We start from the raw sequence: 20,802 nt of genomic DNA, 5'->3' as shown, positions 1-20,802 counted from the left end.
CTTGTTCGCAGTTGCCGCATCAGGCGGCAATTGTGAGCAGGTGTGACGAGGGGAGCGGAACATGGGCGGGATCACTCTGGTGCAGGACGAACCGGTCACCGCACCAGCCACGCCTCCCGAGCCCCCCGCACCCGGGCCCGAGCCGGGAGCCGGGATGAGCCCGCGCCGGGTGCGGCTGGTCTTCGTCGGACTGATGCTGGCGCTGCTGCTCGCCGCGCTGGAGCAGATGATCGTCGCCACCGCGCTGCCGAAGATCGTCGGCGAGCTGCACGGCCTGGACAAGATGTCCTGGGCGATCACCGCCTACCTGCTCACCTCCACCGTCGGCCTGCCGATCTACGGCAAGCTCGGCGACCTCTTCGGCCGCAAGGGCGTCTTCCAGTTCGCCATCCTGGTGTTCGTCGTCGGCTCGGCACTCGCCGGCCGCGCCCAGACCATGGACCAGCTGATCGCCTTCCGCGCGGTGCAGGGCGTCGGCGCGGGCGGCCTGATGATCGGCGTGCAGGCGATCATCGCGGACATCGTGCCGCCCCGCGAACGCGGCCGGTTCATGGGCCTGATCGGCGCCGCCTTCGGACTCGCCTCGGTCGCCGGCCCCCTGCTGGGCGGCTACTTCACCGACCACCTCTCCTGGCGCTGGTGCTTCTACATCAACGTCCCCTTCGGCCTGGTCACCATGGCCGTCGTGGCCGTGGTCCTCAAGCTGCCCAGGCCGACGGCCAAACCCCGCCTCGACATCCTCGGCGCCCTGCTTCTCGCCGCCGCCTCCACCTGCCTGGTGCTGCTGACCAGCTGGGGCGGCACCGAGTACGAGTGGGGTTCCAGCGTCATCCTCGGCCTTGCCGCCGGAGCGGTCGCCGCCACCGTCCTCTTCCTGATCGCCGAACGCTTCGCGCCCGAACCCCTGATCCCGCTGCGGCTGTTCCGGGACTCCGTCTTCAACGTCACCGGCCTGGTGGGCCTCGTCGTCGGCATCGCCCTCTTCGGCGCCGCCAGCTACCTGCCGACCTTCCTCCAGATGGTCGACGGCGCCACCGCCACCGAGTCCGGCCTGCTGATGCTGCCGATGATGGGCGGCATCGTCGGCACTTCGATCATCTCCGGACAACTCATCAGCCGCACTGGGCGCTACCGGTCCCACCCGATCATCGGCAGCGCGCTGTCCGTGGCCGGCATGTGGCTGCTGTCCCGGCTCGACGCGGACACGCCCCGGCTCCACTACAGCATCTGGATGGCCGTCCTCGGCGCCGGCATCGGCATGGTGATGCCCGTCCTGGTCCTCGCCGTGCAGAACTCCGTACGCCCCGCCGACCTCGGCACCGCCACCAGTGCCAACAACTACTTCCGGCAGATCGGCGGCAGTGTCGGCGCGGCCGTCTTCGGCACCCTCTTCGCCGACCGCCTCACGGACGCCCTGGCCGACCGCGTGCCCGTCGAGGCGGGCACCGGGCTGCCCGACGCGGAGGCCATCACCCCACAGCTCGTCCACTCCCTGCCCCCGGCGCTGCGCGACGCCTACATCGGGGCGTACGCCGACGCCATGCCGCGGATCTTCCTCTACCTGGTGCCCGTCCTCGCCCTCGGCCTGCTCATCGCCTTCTTCCTCAAGGAGAAACCCCTGGTGTCCCACAACGCCTCCGTCACCGACCCGGAAACCGCGCAGCCCGCCCCGTCCGTCGCGCCCGTCCCGCAGGCCAGGTCGCCGTACGCCGCGGGCATCCCGGTCTGCGGCACCGTGCAGCACCCGGACGGCACCGTCGTGCCCCGCGCGGCACTCACCCTCATCGACGTCGGCGGCCAGCAGATCGGCCGTGGCGCCAGCGGCGACGACGGACGGTACGCGCTGGCCACACCCGGCTCGGGGTCGTACGTCCTGATCGCCGCGGCCGGCGGCCACCAGCCGCAGGCGGTCTCCGTGACCGTCGGCGAACGGCCGGTGGAGCTGGACGTCGTGCTCGGCGGGGCCGGCCGCCTCGCCGGCAGCGTGCTCACCGCGGACGGCAGCCCCGTGCGCGACGCGATCGTCACGCTGACCAACGTCCACGGCGAGGTCGTCTCCACCACCCGCAGCGGCCGGGAGGGCGGTTACGTCATCACCGAGCTGGTGGCCGGCGAGTACACCCTCGCCGCCAGCGCCCCCGCCTTCCGCCCGGCCGCGCTGCCGGTCAGCGTCCAGGCGGCCCGGGAGACCCGCCAGGACGTCGAACTGGCCGGTGGCGCCGTGCTGCGCGGCACTGTGCGCGCCGGTGGCGGACGCGTGGTCGAGGACGCGCGCGTGACACTGCTGGACGCGGCGGGCAACGTCGTGGACACCCTGACCACCGGCCCCGACGGCACCTTCCGGTTCGTCGACCTCTCGTCCGGCGAGTACACCGTCATCGCCGCCGGATACCCGCCCGTCGCCACGGTCCTCCAGGTGGCCGGCGGCGGCCGTACGGAACGCGACCTCCAGCTCGGACACGAGGACTGAGACCGGACACCGGCGCGCGGACGCGCGCCGGTGTGTTCGCGCGCCACCGATTCCCCCGTTGCCGCACATGGTCACCGGCCACCACCGTACGGTGGTGACGGCGACACAGATCTCGCGGAGCCGTGGGGAGAGAGGGCCTGACGCCATGGACCATGGCACCGAACGGGACGCACCTCCCGGCCGCGGAGCCGGATCCGGCGCCGTGCGGGCCGACCCCGTGGCGGGCCGCGTCCCACTGGCCGTGGTCGTGGTCGACCGCGACGGGCTGGTCTCCCACTGGAGCCGGGGCGCACGGCGGCTGTTCGCCCTGCCCAAGGAAGAGGCCATCGGGCGGCCCGCCCCCGACCTGCTCCCCGTCTCCGGCGTGCTGCCCGGAACCGAGGACGCCGGTGACGACCACGGCTCCTGGGCGGCGTACGACGGTCTCGGACCGGGGCTGGAGTCCTCCCTCGACGGACGGCTGTCCTACCCGGCGGCGGGCCGGGCCCGACTGACCGTGCCGGACGACGACCGTGTCGACGTGCTCTGGTGGGCCTACCCCCTGGTCGGCCCCGGCCCCGAGCGCCTGCTCGTACTGGCGGCCGACGCGGACGCGCTGCGGCGGGACCACGCCACCGGCGAGCCCGGCGAGGACCGGAACGGGGCCGCCGCCCCGACGACCGTCGAACGGATCGCCCCCGGCTTCGCCCTGCACACCGACTTCCCCGGAGCAGACGAGCTCGCCCGCCGCCTCCCCGAGATCCTGCCCAGCATGAGCGTCGGCGAGAGCGCCCGCATCGTCGCGCAGGTCCTGGAACTCGGCTACCCGGTGCTGGAGTTCAGCCAGAACGACCGGGTGCCCGTCACCCCCGACTGGGGCGTGCCCCGGCGCGCCGGGCGCAGGGCGCGCCGGGAGCGGGCGGCACGTGCCCTCGCGGCCGGTGAACCGGTCCCCGAGGACGTGCGCGAGGAGGCCGAGGACCTCGAGTACGCCGCCGTCCGCGAACGCCTGGAGTTCCTCAACGAGGTCAGCGGACGGATCGGCACCTCCCTGGACCTCTCACGGACCATCGTGGAGGTGAGCCGGGCCGTCGTCCCCCGCTTCACCGACGTCGCCGGCACCTACCTGCGCGAACAGATCGTCGCCGGTGAGGGCTTCCCCGACGGCGTGCCGGACACCACCACGATGTGGCACCGGGTGGCCCTGGAACACACCGACGAACCCGGCCGCTGGGACGACGTCGTACCGGTCGGCGAGGCCATGCCCTTTCCGGCGCACACCCCGTTCTTCCAGTGCATGACCAGCGGTGAACCCGTCCTGGTGCCGCGCATCACCGAGGAGATGGGCCACGCCATCGCCTCGCAGTTCGAGAAGCGGGACATCAGGCCGCTCATCACGGGCCGCTCGATGCTCCTGGTGCCGCTGAAGGCGCGCAACGTCGTCCTCGGCTTCATGATCCTGCTGCGCCACCCGGAGCGGCCCGTCTTCAACGACATGGACCGCGTCACCGGCGCGGAGCTCGCCGCCCGCGCGGGGCTCGTGCTCGACAACGCGCGCATGTACACGTACCAGGAGAACGTCGCGGAGACGCTCCAGGACAGCATGCTGCCGCACATCCCCGCGCGCATGGCGGGCTGCGACATCGCCACCCGCTACCTGCCCGGCACGCTGCTCGGCCGGGTCGGCGGCGACTGGTTCGACGCGGTGAAACTGCCCGGCGCCCGCACCGCACTCGTCGTCGGCGACGTCATGGGCCACGGACTGGGCTCCGCCGCCATGATGGGGCAACTGCGCACCGCCGTGCAGACCATGGCCGGACTCGACCTGCCGCCCGCCCAGTTGCTGCGCAACCTCGACGACCTCGCCCAGCGGCTCGGCGACACCTATCTGGCGACCTGCCTGTACGCCGTCTACGACCCCATCGCCGGGGAACTGCACCTCGCCAACGCGGGCCACATCCCGCCCGTCCTGGTCCGCGCGGCCGACGGGGGCAGCGAGCTGATCGAGCTGCCCACGGGGGCACCCGTCGGCGTCGGCGGGGTGCCCTTCGAGGCGGTGCGGGTGCCGGTGGCGCCCGGCGACCGGCTGGTGATGTGCACCGACGGTCTGGTGGAGGTGCGCGGCGCGGACATCGGCACCGGCCTGGCGACCCTGTGCGAGTCCGCCGCCCACCCGGCCGCCTCCATGGACGACGCCTGCGACACCATCATCCGCGCGCTGGGCACCCGCGGCGGCCGCAAGGACGACGTGGCCCTGCTGATGGCCAGGCTCAGCGGCGTCGACACCGACGCCGTCGCCGAGTGGCGCCTCGCCCGCGACCCCGTCGAGGTCGGCCGGGCCCGCGCGGCCGTCCGCGAGCAGCTCCACGACTGGGGCCTCGCGAAACTGGCCGACGCCGCCGAGCTGATGGCCGGCGAACTCGTCACCAACGCCGTACGGCACGCCCACGCCCGGCCCGTGGAACTGCGTCTGGTACGCGCCGACACGCTGCTGTGCGAGGTGGACGACGACGACCACGACCTGCCGGCGCTGCGCGGCGCCGGCCCCACCGACGAGGCCGGCCGAGGCCTGCGCGTGGTCAGCACCCTCGCCCGCGAATGGGGCGCGAGCCGTACGAAGACCGGCAAGACCGTCTGGTTCGAACTGACGCTGCCGCGTCGCTGAGCCGTCCCGTACCGCCGGGCCGTCGCGCGTCGACGGGGGCGCGCGACGTTCGCACGTCCGGTGAAGGAACGCGCCGGGCGCTTGTGGCCGTGCGCCGGGCGCGGTACACCGTACGAGCCCGTCACCGCCGACGGGCCGTACGTCGTCGCACCTGGGGAGACGCGCATGAGCGTGACGAGTCGGTACCGGAACGCCTGGGAGAGCTTCTGGAGCGAGGCACCCGAGGGACAGGGGGCGGTGTTCTGGGACGCGGAGCCGATGCTGACCGCCGGCCGTCACCTGGCCCACTTCGAGCCCCACCTCGTCGACCCGGGCCTGCCCATGATCGACCTCGGCTGCGGCAACGGCACCCAGACCCGCTACCTCGCCGAGCGCTTCGGGCACGTCGTCGGCGCCGATCTGTCCGCCGCCGCCCTCGACCGTGCCCGCCGCGCCGACCCCGCCGGTCAGGCGGCCTACCGGCAACTGGACGCCGCGGACAAGGCGGAGGCCGAGACGCTGCACGCCGAGCTGGGCGACGCCAACGTCTACGTGCGGGGCGTCCTGCACCAGTGCGAGCCGGACGACCGTCAGCCACTGGCCGACGCCCTCGCCGCTCTCCTCGGCGAGCGCGGCCGGGCCTTCCTGGTGGAGCCCTGCCAGGCCGCCAAGACCGTCCTCATGGGGCTGGCCCAGGGGCCCGACGGCCCGCCGGGCAAGCTCGCGCCCGTCCTCCGCCACGGACTGACGCCCGGTGCCGCCCCCGACGACGCGGTACCGGAGCACCTGCGCGCCGCCGGCCTCGCCGTCCTGGCGAGCGGTGAACTCCCGCTGGTCAGCACGGAGTACACGGCGGACGGCACGCGGATCGAACTGCCGTCGGCCTGGGTGGTGGCGGGAAGGGGGCGATGAGGGCGGCCGAGCGCCCCCGACCAGCCATTGGTCTGGGCCGGTGAGAGTTTTCCACAGGCCTGGCTGGGGGTCGGCGCGACCGCGTAACGTGGCGCAGCATGAAGATCCTCATCAGCGCCGACATGGAAGGCGCCACCGGTGTCACCTGGCCGGCCGACGTGCTGCCGGGGACCCCCCAGTGGGAGCGGTGCCGGTCGATGTTCACCTCGGACGTGAACGCGGCCGTCCTGGGTTTCCTCGACGGCGGGGCCGACGAGGTGCTGGTCAACGAGGCGCACTGGACGATGCGCAACCTGCTCCTGGAGCAGCTCGACGAGCGGACGCAGATGCTCACCGGCCGGCACAAGGCGCTGTCCATGGTGGAGGGCGTCCAGCACGGGGACGTGGACGGCATCGCCTTCATCGGGTACCACGCGGGCGCGGGCATGGAGGGCGTCCTCGCGCACACCTTCCTCGCCAACCAGATCACCGGTGTCTGGCTGAACGACGTACGGGCCAGTGAGGGTCTGCTCAACGCGCACGTCGTCGCCGAGTACGGGGTGCCGGTGGTGCTGGTCACCGGCGACGACGTGGCCTGCGAGGACGCGCTCGGGTACGCGCCGCAGGCGCTGAAGGTCGCGGTCAAGGACCATGTGTCGCGGTACGCGGCCGTGTGCCGTACGCCGGCCAGGACCGCCGCCGACATCCGGGCGGCGGCCAAGGAGGCGGCGGCGCTCGCGGTGCGGCACGAGCCGGTGAGCGGCGGGCCCTTCACCGTCGCCGTGGAGTTCGACGCCGAGCACCTGGCGGCGGCCTCGACCGTCGTGCCGGGTGTGGCCCGCGTCGGGGAACGCAAGGTGGCGTACACCCACGAGACCATGTTCGAGGCGATCCGTACTTTCAAGGCGGTCACCACGATCGCCTCGGCCGCCGTGGAGGAGCAGTATGGCTGAGCAGCAGTCCGGGCGGACGGGCGCACAGGCGCTGGACGAGGTCGTGCGGTTCACGTCCGACCTCATCCGGATCGACACGACGAACCGGGGCGGCGGCGACTGCCGGGAGCGCCCGGCCGCCGAGTACGCCGCCGCGCGGCTCGCCGAGGCCGGGATCGAGCCCACGCTGCTGGAGCGGACCGAGGGCCGGACCAACGTCGTCGCCCGCGTCGAGGGCACCGACCCGTCGGCCGGCGCGCTCCTCGTGCACGGGCACCTGGACGTGGTGCCCGCCGAGGCCGCCGACTGGAGCGTGGACCCCTTCTCCGGGGAGATCCGCGACGGGGTCGTCTGGGGTCGCGGCGCCGTCGACATGAAGAACATGGACGCGATGATCCTGGCCGTCGTGCGCGACTGGGCCCGGCGGGGAGTACGGCCCCGGCGGGACATCGTGATCGCGTTCACCGCGGACGAGGAGGCCAGTGCCGAGGACGGCTCCGGCTTCCTCGCCGACCGGCACGCCGCCCTGTTCGAGGGCTGCACCGAGGGCGTCAGCGAGTCCGGGGCGTTCACCTTCCACGACGGCGCCGGTCGGCAGTTCTACCCCATCGCCGCCGGTGAGCGCGGCACGGGCTGGCTCAAGCTCACCGCGCGCGGACGGGCCGGCCACGGGTCCAAGGTGAACGCGGAGAACGCCGTCACGCGGCTCGCCGCGGCGGTCACCCGCATCGGCGACCACGAGTGGCCGCTGCGCCTGACCCCGACCGTGCGCGCCGCGCTGAGCGAACTCGCCGCCGTCTACGGCATCGAGACCGACCTGCACGACGTGGACGCGCTGCTGGACAAGCTCGGCCCCGCGGCCAAGCTGGTCGAGGCCACCGTCCGCAACAGCAGCAACCCGACGATGCTCGACGCCGGTTACAAGGTCAACGTCATCCCCGGCGAGGCCGTCGCGTACGTCGACGGGAGGTTCCTGCACGGCTGCGAGGACGAGTTCCGCGCCACCCTCGACCGGCTCACCGGCCCGGACGTCGCCTGGGAGTTCGCCCACCGCGAGGTCGCCCTCCAGGCGCCGGTGGACTCGCCGACGTACGCCAGGATGCGCGCCGCTGTCGAGGAGTTCGCCCCGGAGGGACACGTGGTGCCGTACTGCATGTCCGGCGGCACGGACGCCAAGCAGTTCTCCCGGCTGGGGATCACCGGCTACGGGTTCGCGCCGCTGAAGCTGCCCGAGGGCTTCGACTACCAGGCGCTCTTCCACGGCGTCGACGAACGCGTGCCCGTCGAGGCGCTGCACTTCGGGGTGCGTGTCCTCGACCGTTTCCTGCGCACGGCCTAGCGGACGGCCGGGGACCGCGCCGAGAAGGAGCTGGAGGAAAGAGTGGGGGAGTCAGTGCAGACCCTGCCGTACGGATCGTGGCCGTCGCCGGTCGACGCGGCCCTCGCCGCCGCGCACGACGGGCGGCCCGACGACGTGGCCTTCGTCGGCGACGAGGTGTGGTGGACCGCGCCCCGGCCCGCCGAGGGCGGTCGGCGCACGCTGGTGCGGCGGCTTCCCGACGGCAGGGAGGAGCCGGTGCTGCCCGCGCCGTGGAACGTGCGCAGCCGCGTCCTGGAGTACGGCGGCCGGCCCTGGGCGGCCCACATGACCGACGCGGGGCCGCTGGTCGTCTTCGTGAACTTCGCCGACCAGCGGCTGTACTCCTACGAGCCGGGCGTCGGCGAGCCGCGTCCGCTGACGCCCGTCTCCGCGGTGGGGGGCGGGCTGCGCTGGGCCGAGCCGGAGCTGCGGCCCGAGCGCGGCGAGGTGTGGTGCGTCCTGGAGGAGTTCACCGGTGACCGGCCCACCGACGTGCGCCGGGTCCCCGTGGCGGTGCCGCTGGACGGCTCGGCGGCCGGTGACCGGAGCGCGGTGCGCGAACTCGTCGGCGAACGCCACCGGTTCGTCACCGGCCCCCGAGTCTCGCCCGACGGGCGGCGCGCGGCGTGGCTCGCCTGGGACCACCCCCGCATGCCCTGGGACGGCACCGAGCTGATCGTCGCGGAGATCGGCGCCGACGGCACCTTCCTGGACGCCCGGCCCGTCGCCGGCGGGCCCGAGGAGTCGATCGCCCAGGTCGACTGGGCGCCCGACGGCGCCCTGCTGTACGCCTCGGACCGCACCGGCTGGTGGAACCTCTACCGCGACGGACGGCCGCTGTGCGCCCGAGAGGAGGAGTTCGGCGGACCGCTGTGGAAGCTCGGCCAGCGCTGGTTCGCGCCGCTGGACAGCGGCCTGCTCGCCGTCGTGCACGGCCGTGGCGCCACCGCCCTCGGCATACTCGACCCCGAGACCGGCGAAGTCGTCGACGCGGCCGGTCCCTGGACCGAGTTCGCCACGACCCTCGCCGTCCACGGCGAGCGCGTCGCCGCCGTCGGTGCCGGCCCGCGCAGCGCCTTCGAGGTGGTCGAGCTGGACGCCCGCACCGGCCGGACCCGGGTCATCGGCGCCCCGCACGAGGACGCCGTCGACCCGGCGTACTACCCCGAGCCGCACAGCCGCACCTTCACCGGACCCGACGGCCGCGAGATCCACGCGCACGTCCATCCGCCTCACAACCCCGGCTTCCACGCACCGGACGGCGAGCTGCCGCCGTACGTGATCTGGGCACACGGCGGCCCCACCAGCCGCTCGCCCCTCGTGCTGGACTTGGAGATCGCCTACTTCACCTCCCGCGGCATCGGCGTCGCCGAGGTCGACTACGGCGGCTCCACCGGGTACGGCCGGGAGTACCGCGACCGGCTGCGCGGGCAGTGGGGCGTGGTCGACGTCGAGGACTGCGCCGCCGTCGCCCTCGCCCTCGCCGACGAGGGCGCCGCCGACCGGAGGCGGCTCGCCGTACGCGGCGGCAGCGCGGGCGGCTGGACCACCGCCGCATCCCTGGCCACCACCGACGTCTACGCCTGCGGCACCGTCATCTACCCGGTCCTCGACCTGACCGGCTGGGCCACGGGAGGGACCCACGACTTCGAGTCGCAGTACCTGGAGAGCCTGATCGGACCCCACGCCGAGGTGCCCGGCCGGTACGCCGAGCGGTCGCCCGTCACGCACGTCGACCGGATCACCGCGCCCTTCCTGCTGCTCCAGGGCCTGGACGACGTGATCTGCCCGCCGGTGCAGTGCGAGCGGTTCCTCGACCGCATGGCGGGCCGGGGAGTGCCGCACGCGTACCTCGCCTTCGAGGGCGAGGGACACGGATTCCGGCGCGCGGAGACCATGGTGCGCGCCCTGGAGGCGGAACTCTCCCTCTACGCCCAGGTCTTCGGTCTGAACCGGCCGGACGTCCCCACCCTGGAGCTGACCCGGTGAAGCCATTGAACCGGCCGGTCAGGCTCGCCCCCGGGGCCCGGGTGGCGGTCGTCGCGCCCAGCGGGCCCGTGCCGGAGGAGCGGCTGCAGGCGGGACTGGACGTGCTGCGCGGCTGGGACCTGGACCCGGTCGTGGCCCCGCACGTCCTGGACCGGCACCCGTCCTTCGACTACCTCGCGGGCACCGACGCGGACCGTGCCGCCGACCTCCAGTCCGCCTGGTGCGACCCGTCCGTCGACGCCGTGCTGTGCGCCCGCGGCGGGTACGGCGTCCAGCGCATGGCCGACCTGCTCGACTGGGAGGCGATGCGGGCGGCCGGGCCGAAGGTGTTCGTCGGCTTCAGCGACATCACCGCGCTGCACGAGGCCTTCGCCACCCGCCTCGGCCTGGTCACCCTGCACGGGCCGATGGCCGCCGGGACCGACTTCCTCAAGAACGCCCGGGCACAGGAGCACCTGAAGGCCACCCTGTTCGCGCCGGAGACGGTCCGCGTGATCGCCTCCGACGGCACCCCCATGGTCCCGGGCCGGGCCCGGGGCGTCACCCTCGGCGGCTGCCTCGCCCTGCTCGCCGCCGAGATCGGTACCCCGCACGCCCGCACCTCCGCGCGAGGCGGGCTGCTGTGCCTGGAGGACGTGGGGGAGGAGACGTACCGGCTGGACCGCTACCTCACCCAGTTGCTGCGGGCCGGCCTGCTCGACGGCGCCGCCGGGGTGCTGCTCGGATCCTGGCACGAGTGCGAGCCACGCGAGCGGCTGCGGCCGATGCTGGCCGACCGGCTCGGCGGCCTCGGCGTGCCGGTCGCCGAGGACTTCGGCTTCGGGCACTGCGAGGGCGCGCTGACCGTTCCGTTCGGCGTGGCGGCGGAACTCGACGCGGACGCGGGCACCCTCACGCTGGAGGAACCGGCCCTGCGCTGAACCGCGCCCCGCACCCGCCCGTCGTAGGCTGGCGGAATGCCGCACAACGCATCCCGCCACCTCGCCGAGGGCCCGCGCGTGGGCATACGGCACTTCACCTACGAGGACGGCGCCGAGTTCACCGCCCGCGCCCGGGAGAGCAAGGACCTGCACCACCCGTGGCTCTTCCCGCCGGACAGCCTTCAGGCGTACGAGGCGTACGCGGCCCGGCTCATCGAGGACCCCACCAAGGCCGGGTTCCTGATCTGCGAGAAGGGCGCGGGCACGGCGGACGGCGGCGCCATCGCCGGGTTCGTCAACATCAACAACATCGTGCACGGCGGCTTCCTCAGCGGCACGCTCGGCTACGGCGCGTTCGCCCACGCCGCCGGGCGGGGGCTGATGCGCGAAGGGCTGGGCCTCGTCGTGCGGTACGCCTTCGGGCCGATGCGGCTGCACCGGCTGGAGATCAACGTGCAGCCGGGCAACGCCGCCTCCATCGCGCTGGCCCGTGCCTGCGGCTTCCACCTGGAGGGCTTCTCGCCGCGGATGCTCCACATCGACGGCGCGTGGCGGGACCACCAGCGCTGGGCGATCACCGCCGAGACCGTGACCTCCGGTTGATCTGCCGCGCCGAATGTCCGTGGGGCGCCCTGTTCAGCGGGCCCGGGAGGGGCTTCCATGGGGAAGCGTGACGACGATCCGACGTGAGGTACTGACGCTGCCCGCCGCCCCGCTGGGGCCGGACAACCCCCTGCCGCCGCTGCGCCCCCTGGACGAGGCCCACCGCATCGACGAACGCGACCGGGCCGGCCTGCCCCGGGACATGGCCCGCCAGGTCGGTTACGCACCCCTGCGCAGCCTGCTGCCCGCGCCGGTCCGGGACGGTTACGGGCGGGTGCGCGAGCCCCGCGAGTTCGACGCCCTCGTCCTCGAGAACGACCGGCTGCGGGCCACCGTCCTGCCGGCCCTGGGCGGCCGCGTCACCTCCCTCTTCCACAAGCCGACCGACCGCGAGCTGCTCTACGTCAACCCAGTGCTCCAGCCCGCCAACTTCGCCCTCAACGGCGCCTGGTTCTCCGGCGGCATCGAGTGGAACATCGGCGCCACCGGGCACACCACCCTCTCCTGCTCGCCCGTGCACGCCGCGCGCGTGCCCGCCCCCGACGGCGGTCAGATGCTGCGCCTGTGGGAGTGGGAGCGGCTGCGCGACCTGCCCTTCCAGGTCGACCTGTGGCTTCCGGAGGGCTCGGACTTCCTCCACGTGGGCGTCCGCGTCCGCAACCCGCACGAGCGCCCGGTCCCCACGTACTGGTGGTCCAACATCGCCGTCCCCGAGGACCGCCGCGTCCTCGCCCCCGCCGACGAGGCCTGGCTCTTCGGCTACGAGAGGCGGCTGCGCCGCGTCCCCGTCCCGTCCCACGACGGCGCCGACCGCACCTACCCGCGCAACAGCACCCACCCCGCCGACTTCTTCTACGAGGTGCCGGACGGGCGGCGCCGCTGGATCGCCGCGCTCGCCGAACACGGGCACGGGCTGGTGCAGACGTCGACCGACGTGCTGCGCGGCCGGAAGCTGTTCGTGTGGGGCACCGGGCCGGGCGGACGGCGCTGGCAGGAGTGGCTCACCGAGCCCGGCACCGGCGGCTACTGCGAGATCCAGGCCGGACTCGCCCGCACCCAGCTGGAACACGTCAAGCTGGAGGCGGAGAGCGAGGTGTCCTGGCTGGAGGCGTACGGGCCGCTCGACGCGGATCCGCGGGGGGAGTGGCACACCGTGCTGGGCCGGGCCGAGGACCGGCTGGAGGCCGTCCTGCCGCGCACCGGCGTGGACGCGGCGTACGAGGCCTGGCGGCCCTGTGCCGACGCCGAGCCCGGCGAGCGCCTGGCCACCGGATCGGGGTGGGGTGCCCTCGAAGTGCTCCGCGCGGGCTGGAAGCTGCCCGGCACCCCCTTCGAGGAGACCACCCTCGGCGACGAGCAGCGGCCCTGGCTGCACCTCCTGCACGCCGGGTCGCTGCCCGAGCCCGACTCCGGTGCGCCGCCCGGCGGCACGCTGGTCGCCCGGCCCTGGCGCGACATGCTGGAGACCACGGCCGCCACACCCGTCGCCGAGTACCACCTCGGAGTCGCCCAGTGGCACGGCGACGACCGGGCGCAGGCGGTGCGCAGCTGGGAGCGCGGCCTGAAGAACGCCGCCACCCGCTGGCCGCTGCTGCGCTGCCTCGCCGTAGCCGACCGGGAGGACGGCCACCACGAGCGGGCCGCCGACCGGTACGCGGAGGCCTTCGACGACCTGTGCGCACGGGTACGGGACGGTGCGCCCGCCCCCCGGCCCGAGCGGGACCCGGCGGGCTCCGGGGAGACGGGCCGGCTGCCGGTCGGGACGGCGCGCGCTGCGGGGAGGGCCGGTGCGGAGACGCGGACGCCCGGTGCGGGGGCGGCCGGTGCCGCGGACGGCCGCGCGTCCTGGACGGCGGTCACGGCCGCGCTCGGCGGCGAGGCGATCGCAGCGCTGCTCGCGGTCGGACGCACGGCGGACGCCCGGTCCGTGTGGGAGCGACTGGATCCCGCCGTCCGGGCCCGCGGCCGGTTCCGGCTCACCGAGGCGGCGCTGCTGGCCGCCGAGGGCCGGAACGCTGAGGCACGGGCCGTCTTCGACGAGGGCTTCGAGGTCGCCGACCTGCGCGAGGGCGACGAGGTCATCGGCCGGCTGTGGTCCCGGCTCACCGACGAACCGCTTCCCGCCCGGCACGACTTCAGGATGCGGCCGGACGGGGACTGAGCCCCGCCCGGCCCGGGGCTATGCCCGCCGGTCCACGTACTCGTAGATCGTGCCGTCCGGGTGCCGGGCGATCAGATTGCGGCCCGCGGGCGTCGGGACCGGTCCCGCGATGATGTCCGCGCCCAGCGAGCTGAGCACCCGGTGGGTCTCCTCGACGTCGGTCACGGCGACCGTCGCGGTCACCTTGCGCAACACCTCGAGCTGGGACTCGGGGCCGCTCATCAGCAGGAAGCAGCCGACGGCGGCGACTTGGACGCCGCCGCGTTCGAAACGGTGCGCCTGGCCGCCGGCCAGGCCTTCGTAGAAGGGGATCGCCTTCTCCAGGTCGTCGACGTAGATGCGCAGTGTGGCTCCCAGAATGTCCATGCGGACGAGCCTAGTTGGGACTCGTGCGGCCCCGGGCCACCGTCCCGCCCATGGAATCCGTGGCCGCGGGTACCCGCAACGCATGGACCGCATGGATCACTTGGAACACCTGGACAAGCATCTGGTCGACGAACTGGCGCAGGTGGCACGCGAGACCGTGCGCGACGAGCTGCGGGAACAGACACGCAAGCAGCGCCGCAAGGCCACGCTGTACGCCGCGTCCGGTGCCGCCGCCCTGTACGCGGGCGCGGCCCTCGCGCTCACCGTGGGCCTGGCCCTCGCCGTCGGCCTGCCGGACTGGGCCGCCGCGCTGATCACGGCCGCCCTCCTGGGCGTCGCGGCCTACCTGCTGCGCGGTGCGGCCCGGCCGGGGACCGCCCACGGCGAGGGACACGGCCACACCCTCAGTGGTGGCGCGCCGGCCGCTCCGCCGAACGGGCTCGGCGTGCCGTACCCGCCGATGCCGCCGGTCGCGCCCGGCGGTGCCGGCGGCGCGACCGGCGCCCCGGGGGCGGGCACGCCCGCACCGGGCGCCACCGGGCCGGTGGCACCGCGCCAGGACGACATCGACCCCGAAGCCCCGCACCGCCGGGGCTGACCGGCCCCGGAACCGGACGGCACGGCACGGCACCCCCCGAACGCGGTTCGGGGGGTGCCGTGCCGTGCCGGTCAGGCGCTCTGCTGCAACTGCGGCAGCACCTTGGTGCGGTAGAAGTCGAAGAAGCCGCGCAGGTCGGGACCGATCTGGTTGACGTAGACCCGGTCGAAGCCGGCGTCGGCGAACTGCCTGAGCTCCGCGACGTGCTCGTCCGCGTCGTCGCCGCAGACCCGGTTGTCCCGGACCATGTCCTCGGTGACGAGGGTCTGGGCCTGCTCGAAGTGCTTCGGTGACGGCAGCACCTGGCCCAGCTCGCCCGGCAGCAACTCGTTGGCCCACAGCCGGTGCACGGTCCGTACCGCCTCGTCCCGGTCGGTGTCGTAGCAGACCTTGGTGCCCCCGCTGACCAGTTTCCCGCCGCCCCCGCCCTTGCGGTACTGCTCCACCATCGAGCTGTCCGGCATCATCGTGATGTAGCCGTCGCCCACCCGCGAGGCGAGCTTTGTCGCCGCCGGGCCGAAGCCGGAGATGTCGATCGGGACGGGCTCGTCCGGGACCGTGTAGAGGCGGGCGTTCTCCACCGTGTAGTGCGTGCCGTGGTGGTTGACCTCCTCACCGGTGAACAGCCGGCGCATGATGAGGATGGCCTCCTCCAGCATCTCCAGGCGTACGTGAGCGGCCGGCCACGCGTCCCCGAGGATGTGCTCGTTGAGCGCCTCCCCGGTGCCGACGCCGAGCCGGAATCGGCCGTCCGTCATCACCGCGCTGGTCGCCGCGGCCTGCGCCACCACCGCCGGGTGGATGCGCACGGTCGGGCAGGTCACCGCCGTCTCGACGGGCAGGGACACCGCGTCGGACAGCGCGCCGATCACCGACCACACGAACGGGCTCTGCCCCTGCTCACCGTTCCACGGGTGGTAGTGGTCCGAGATCCACAGCGCCTGGAAGCCGGCCTGCTCGGCCATCCGCGCCTGTTCGATCAGCTCCGCGGGACCGTACTGCTCGCAGGAGAGGAAATAGCCGTACTCGGGCATGGGGGGTTGCCTCCGGAACATGGGGCGGGTGGGTCCCGGGCCGAGTACCCGGGCGTACGCGGGGAAACCGGGGGCGGCGGCCGTCCGCCGGACGTTTGGGCGTCCTGGTCAAGGGGACGCGGAAGGCTCCCGAGGTACGCGACAGCCCGGAGGCGAACCGTGAGCCGACCCCGCATCGTGATCGTCGGTGCCGGCTTCGCCGGGTACCGGACGGCCCGCACCCTGTCCCGGCTCACCCGGCACCAGGCCGACATCACCCTGCTCAACCCGACCGACTACTTCCTCTACCTGCCCCTGCTCCCGCAGGTCGCCGCCGGAGTCCTGGAACCGCGCCGGGTCAGCGTGTCCCTGTCCGGCACCCTGCCGCGCGTCCGGCTGGTGCTCGGCGAGGCCGACGGCATCGACCTCGACGGACGCACCGTGCACTACACGGACCCGGAGGGCGGCGGGGGCACCCTGTCCTACGACCGGCTGGTCCTCGCCGCGGGCAGCGTCAACAAGCTGCTGCCCATCCCCGGCGTCGCCGAGCACGCCCACGGCTTCCGCGGGCTGCCGGAGGCGCTCTACCTGCGCGACCACGTGACCCGGCAGGTGGAGCTGGCCGCCGCGGCGGGCGACCGCGCCGAGTGCGCCGCCCGGTGCACCTTCGTCGTGGTCGGTGCGGGGTACACCGGTACGGAGGTCGCCGCGCACGGCCAGATGTACACCGACGCCCAGGTCCGCAGGCATCCGATGCGGACCGGCATGCGGCCCCGCTGGATGCTGCTGGACGTGGCGGAACGGGTGCTGCCCGAGATGGACGAACGGCTCTCCCGCACCGCCGAGCGGGTGCTGCGGCAGCGGGGCGTCGACGTCCGGATGGGGACCTCCGTGAAGGAGGCCACGCACGACGGGGTCCTGCTGACCGACGGTACGACCGTGGACACCCGCACGCTGGTGTGGTGCGTGGGCGTGCGGCCCGACCCGCTGGTGGAGTCCCTGGGGCTGCCCATGGAACGCGGCCGGCTCCTCGTCGACCCGCACCTCCAGGTGCCGGGGCGGCCCGAGCTGTTCGCCTGCGGTGACGTGGCGGCGGTGCCCGACCTGTACCAGCCCGGCCAGTACACGCCGATGACCGCGCAGCACGCCTGGCGGCACGGCAAGGTCTGCGCCCAGAACGTCGCCGCGTCACTCGGCATCGGCGGCGAGCGGCGGGCCTACCGCCACCGCGACATGGGGTTCGTGGTCGACCTGGGCGGCGCGAAGGCCGCCGCCAACCCGCTGGGGGTGCCGATGTCCGGCCCGGCGGCGGGCGCGGTCACCCGGGGCTACCACCTCGCGGCGATGCCGGGCAACCGGGTGCGGGTGGCCGCGGACTGGCTGCTCGACGCGGTGCTGCCCCGGCAGGCGGTCCAGCTGGGCCTCGTACGCTCCTGGTCCGTGCCCCTGGAGTCGGCGTCGCCGGAGGTGGCGCGGGTACCGGGACGGCCGGACGTTGAACCCGCCGGCACCCGGGCAGGCGGTGACTCGACCGCGCGGCGGCCCGAGGCCGGCGCCGCGGAGGACCGGCCGGGTGGGGACTCCGCGAAGGGGCAGCCCGATGCTGAGCGGGCCAAGGCACATCTCAGCGGTGAGCCTGCGAAGAATCAGCCGGGTGGTGAACCTGCGAAGGGGCAGCCGGGTGGTGAGCCCGCGAAGAATCAGCCGGGTGGTGAGCCCGCGAAGAATCAGCCCGGTGCGGACACCACAGCAGAGGCCCGCCCCGGCGGGGAGTCCGCCAAGGCCGCCGGACCCCGTCCGGCCGCCCACGCGCCCGGCAAGCCGCGGAAGACGTCCAAGCCGTCCACCGCTCCGAAGCCCTCCGCCGTGGCCCAGCAGGCCGAGCGGGCCAAGCCCGCAGGGGCTTCCGGCGCCACCCGGTCGGGGTCCCCCGGCAGCCGCGCGCCGAGCCGCTCCGCCGGCCCGCCCGCCGACCCCGGACCCGAACCCCCGGCGAACCAGCCGCCCCCCGGACCCGACATCGCCCCCGGCCCCGTCAAGCGAACCGACGGCCGCGCCGCGGAAGGAGACTCATGAACACCGGTGAACTCGTCGACCTCGGACAGCAGCTGCGCGTCGACAGTGTACGGACGTCCGCCGCCGCGGGCTCCGGGCACCCGACGTCCTCGATGTCCGCCGCGGACCTGATGGCCGTACTCCTCGCCAACCACCTCCGCTACGACTTCGAGCGCCCCGCCCACCCCGGCAACGACCGCTTCGTCCTCTCCAAGGGCCACGCGTCGCCCCTCCTCTACTCCGCCTACAAGGCGGCCGGCGCCATCGACGACGAGGAGCTGCTCACCTTCCGCAAGCTGGGCAGCCGCCTGGAGGGACACCCCACGCCGCAGCGGCTGCCGTGGGTGGAGACGGCCACCGGGTCGCTCGGCCAGGGGCTGCCCGTGGGCGTGGGCATCGCGCTGTCCGGCAAGCGGCTGGACCGCAGCGACTACCGCGTGTGGGTGCTGTGCGGTGACAGCGAGATGGCCGAGGGATCGGTGTGGGAGGCCGCGGAGCACGCCGGGTACGAGCAGCTCGACAACCTCACCGTGATCGTCGACGTCAACCGGCTCGGCCAGCGCGGTCCGACCCGGCACGGCCACGACCTCGACGCGTACGCGCGCCGGTTCCGGGCCTTCGGCTGGCACACCGTCGAGATCGACGGCCACGACGTGGACGCCATCGACCGTGCCTACGGCGAAGCACTGTCCACCAAGGGCCAGCCCACGGCCGTCATCGCCCGCACGCTGAAGGGCAAGGGCGTGCAGGCCGTCGAGGACCGTGAGGGCCAGCACGGCAAGCCGCTCCCGGAGGCCGAGGAGGCGATCGCCGAGCTCGGCGGGGAGCGCGACCTCACGGTACGGGTGCAGGAGCCGCCCGCAGCCCGGGCGCTGCACTCGGCCGGCACCGGGGAGATCGAACTGCCGCGCTACGACAGGGACGACGAGGTCGCCACCCGCAACGCCTTCGGCGAGGCGCTCGCCGCGCTCGGCACCGCCCGGGGCGACGTGGTCGCCCTCGACGGCGAGGTCGGCGACTCCACGCGCGCCGAGTTCTTCGCCAAGGAACACCCCGAGCGGTACTTCGAGTGCTACATCGCCGAGCAGCAGATGGTCGCCACGGCGGTCGGGATGGCGGCGCGCGGCTGGGTGCCGTTCGCCACCTCGTTCGCCGCCTTCCTGACCCGGGCGTACGACTTCGTGCGCATGGCGTCCGTCAGCGGCTCCGGCATCAACCTCGTCGGATCGCACGCGGGCGTCGCGATCGGCCAGGACGGGCCCAGTCAGATGGGCCTGGAGGACATCGCGATGATGCGGGCCATCCACGGCTCGACCGTGCTGTACCCGTGCGACGCCAACCAGACCGCCCGGCTCGTCGCCGAGATGGCAGGCCTGGAGGGCATCCGCTACCTGCGCACTTCGCGCGGCGGCAGCAAGGTGATCTACGGCCCCGACGAGGAGTTCCCCGTCGGCGGCAGCAAGGTCCTGCGCTCCTCCGACCGCGACCGGCTCACCGTCGTCGCGGCCGGTGTCACGGTGCACGAGGCGCTCGCCGCGGCCGACGCGCTGGCGCAGGACGGCATCCAGGTCCGGGTGATCGACCTCTACTCGGTCAAGCCCGTCGACCGGGCCACCCTGCGCCGGGCCGCCGAGGAGACCGGCTGCCTGCTCACCGTGGAGGACCACCGCCGGGAGGGCGGGATCGGGGACGCGGTCCTCGACGCCTTCGCCGACGGGCGGCCCGTGCCCCGCCTGGTCCGGCTCGCCGTCGAGATGATGCCGGGCTCCGCGAGCCCGGCCGAGGAGCTGCACGCCGCGGGGATCGACGCCGAGTCCATCGAGGCGGCCGGACGGATGCTGGTGGAGCAGGCGATCGTCCCGTGAGCCGTGACGCCGTACGGACCGTCCGGGCCGGCCGGCGCGCGGTGGAGGTGCACCGGCCGGACAAGGTGCTGTTCCCGAAGGGGGAGAGCGGTGAAGACGAGTACACCAAGGCCGACCTCGTCGACTACTACCACGCAGTCGCCCCCTTCATGCTGCCGCACCTGCGGGGCCGTCCGCTGATGCTGGAGCGGCACCCGGAGGGTGTGGACGGCCCCCGCTTCATGCAGAAGAACACGCCGGAGCACTACCCGGACTGGATCGGCCGTGTGGAGGTGGGCAAGGAGGGCGGCACCGTCTGCCACACCGTCTGCGACGACACCGCCACCCTCCTCCACCTCGCCGACCAGGCAGCCATCACCCTGCACCGCTGGCTGTCCCGGGCCGGGGACGTGGACCGGCCCGACCGCATGGTCTTCGACCTCGACCCGGCCGGCGACGACTTCCCGGCGGTCCGGGAGGCTGCCGGGCTGCTGGGTGAACTGCTCGACGAGCTGAAGCTGCCCTCGGCACTCATGACCACCGGGTCCCGGGGGCTCCACGTGGTCGTCCCGCTGAGCGGCCGTCAGGACTTCGACGAGGTCCGGGAGTTCGCCCGGGACGTCGCCGACGTGCTGGCCGCCGACCGGCCCGAGCGGCTCACCACCGCCGCCCGGAAGAAGGACCGGGGCGACCGGCTCTACCTCGACATCCAGCGCAACGCCTACGCGCAGACCGCGGTCGCCCCCTTCACCGTGCGGGCCCTGCCCGGCGCCCCTGTCGCCACCCCGATCTCCCGGGACCAGTTGGACGACCCCGCGCTGCACGCCCGCCGCTGGACGATCGCCGACGCCGCCGACCAGGCACGTACCCGGCCCTGGGCCGCGATCGCCGGCCGTGGCAGGGACCTGGGTCCCGCCCGGCGGCGGCTGGACGCCCTGCGCGGCTGAGCCGGCCGCGGCGGGGTGCGCGGGGGACGG

Annotated in this window: 15 protein-coding genes; 13 read left to right on the top strand and 2 right to left on the bottom strand. The window is 74.0% G+C overall.

The window, feature by feature from the left end; genetic code table 11:
* Nucleotides 1-61: 61 nt before the first annotated feature.
* From ACFW47_RS15960 to ACFW47_RS15920, 9 genes are all read left to right on the top strand, one after another.
* A complete protein-coding gene (locus ACFW47_RS15960; protein WP_386306066.1) occupies nt 62-2,470 on the top strand; it encodes an MFS transporter in 2,409 nt (802 codons plus the stop codon).
* A gap of 145 nt (nt 2,471-2,615) precedes the next feature.
* On the top strand, nt 2,616-5,114 hold the full coding sequence (locus ACFW47_RS15955; protein ID WP_386306065.1) for a SpoIIE family protein phosphatase: 2,499 nt from the start codon (nt 2,616-2,618) through the stop codon (nt 5,112-5,114).
* Between the two features lie 165 nt (nt 5,115-5,279).
* Nucleotides 5,280-6,005 carry a methyltransferase domain-containing protein gene (locus tag ACFW47_RS15950; RefSeq protein ID WP_386287536.1) on the top strand — a complete coding sequence of 242 codons (726 nt, stop codon included), beginning with the start codon at nt 5,280-5,282 and terminating at the stop codon, nt 6,003-6,005.
* A 98-nt stretch (nt 6,006-6,103) separates the two neighbouring features.
* On the top strand, nt 6,104-6,937 hold the full coding sequence (locus tag ACFW47_RS15945) for a M55 family metallopeptidase (RefSeq protein ID WP_386287538.1): 834 nt from the start codon (nt 6,104-6,106) through the stop codon (nt 6,935-6,937).
* Entirely contained in the window at nt 6,930-8,255 is a 1,326-nt protein-coding gene (locus ACFW47_RS15940) for a M20/M25/M40 family metallo-hydrolase (protein WP_386287539.1), read from the top strand. Before ACFW47_RS15945 ends, ACFW47_RS15940 begins: the two co-directional genes overlap by 8 nt.
* Before the next feature lie 42 nt (nt 8,256-8,297).
* Nucleotides 8,298-10,265 carry a prolyl oligopeptidase family serine peptidase gene (locus ACFW47_RS15935; protein WP_386306064.1) on the top strand — a complete coding sequence of 656 codons (1,968 nt, stop codon included), beginning with the start codon at nt 8,298-8,300 and terminating at the stop codon, nt 10,263-10,265.
* On the top strand, nt 10,262-11,185 hold the full coding sequence (locus tag ACFW47_RS15930) for an LD-carboxypeptidase (RefSeq protein WP_386287543.1): 924 nt from the start codon (nt 10,262-10,264) through the stop codon (nt 11,183-11,185). The genes ACFW47_RS15935 and ACFW47_RS15930 overlap by 4 nt, the downstream gene beginning before the upstream one ends.
* A gap of 36 nt (nt 11,186-11,221) precedes the next feature.
* A complete protein-coding gene (locus ACFW47_RS15925; protein WP_386306063.1) occupies nt 11,222-11,788 on the top strand; it encodes a GNAT family N-acetyltransferase in 567 nt (188 codons plus the stop codon).
* A gap of 67 nt (nt 11,789-11,855) precedes the next feature.
* Entirely contained in the window at nt 11,856-13,949 is a 2,094-nt protein-coding gene (locus tag ACFW47_RS15920; protein ID WP_386306062.1) for a DUF5107 domain-containing protein, read from the top strand.
* Between the two features lie 18 nt (nt 13,950-13,967).
* On the opposite strand, the gene ACFW47_RS15915 is transcribed toward ACFW47_RS15920, so the two are convergent.
* On the bottom strand, nt 13,968-14,315 hold the full coding sequence (locus tag ACFW47_RS15915; RefSeq protein ID WP_386287549.1) for a VOC family protein: 348 nt from the start codon (nt 14,313-14,315) through the stop codon (nt 13,968-13,970).
* An 82-nt stretch (nt 14,316-14,397) separates the two neighbouring features.
* On the opposite strand from ACFW47_RS15915, the gene ACFW47_RS15910 reads away from it, so the two are divergent.
* On the top strand, nt 14,398-14,913 hold the full coding sequence (locus tag ACFW47_RS15910; RefSeq protein ID WP_386306061.1) for a phage holin family protein: 516 nt from the start codon (nt 14,398-14,400) through the stop codon (nt 14,911-14,913).
* A 71-nt stretch (nt 14,914-14,984) separates the two neighbouring features.
* Here the strand turns inward: ACFW47_RS15910 and ACFW47_RS15905 are convergent, their stop codons facing one another.
* Entirely contained in the window at nt 14,985-15,947 is a 963-nt protein-coding gene (locus tag ACFW47_RS15905) for an LLM class F420-dependent oxidoreductase (protein WP_386278561.1), read from the bottom strand.
* Nucleotides 15,948-16,106: 159 nt separating this feature from the next.
* On the opposite strand from ACFW47_RS15905, the gene ACFW47_RS15900 reads away from it, so the two are divergent.
* Genes ACFW47_RS15900 through ligD form a run of 3 tightly spaced genes read left to right on the top strand, consistent with a single transcriptional unit; the run spans nt 16,107 to nt 20,772 of the window.
* A complete protein-coding gene (locus tag ACFW47_RS15900; RefSeq protein ID WP_386278559.1) occupies nt 16,107-18,002 on the top strand; it encodes an FAD-dependent oxidoreductase in 1,896 nt (631 codons plus the stop codon).
* Nucleotides 17,999-19,846 carry a transketolase gene (locus ACFW47_RS15895; protein WP_386278557.1) on the top strand — a complete coding sequence of 616 codons (1,848 nt, stop codon included), beginning with the start codon at nt 17,999-18,001 and terminating at the stop codon, nt 19,844-19,846. The genes ACFW47_RS15900 and ACFW47_RS15895 overlap by 4 nt, the downstream gene beginning before the upstream one ends.
* Entirely contained in the window at nt 19,843-20,772 is a 930-nt protein-coding gene (gene ligD, locus ACFW47_RS15890) for a non-homologous end-joining DNA ligase (RefSeq protein ID WP_386278555.1), read from the top strand. The genes ACFW47_RS15895 and ligD overlap by 4 nt, the downstream gene beginning before the upstream one ends.
* The last annotated feature ends 30 nt before the right edge of the window (nt 20,773-20,802 follow it).

This window comes from Streptomyces sp. NPDC058796 (assembly GCF_042745235.1).
GTDB lineage: Bacteria > Actinomycetota > Actinomycetes > Streptomycetales > Streptomycetaceae > Streptomyces.
Note: the sequence above shows the minus strand (reverse complement) of the source record. Positions and strands in the feature narration are given on the sequence as shown.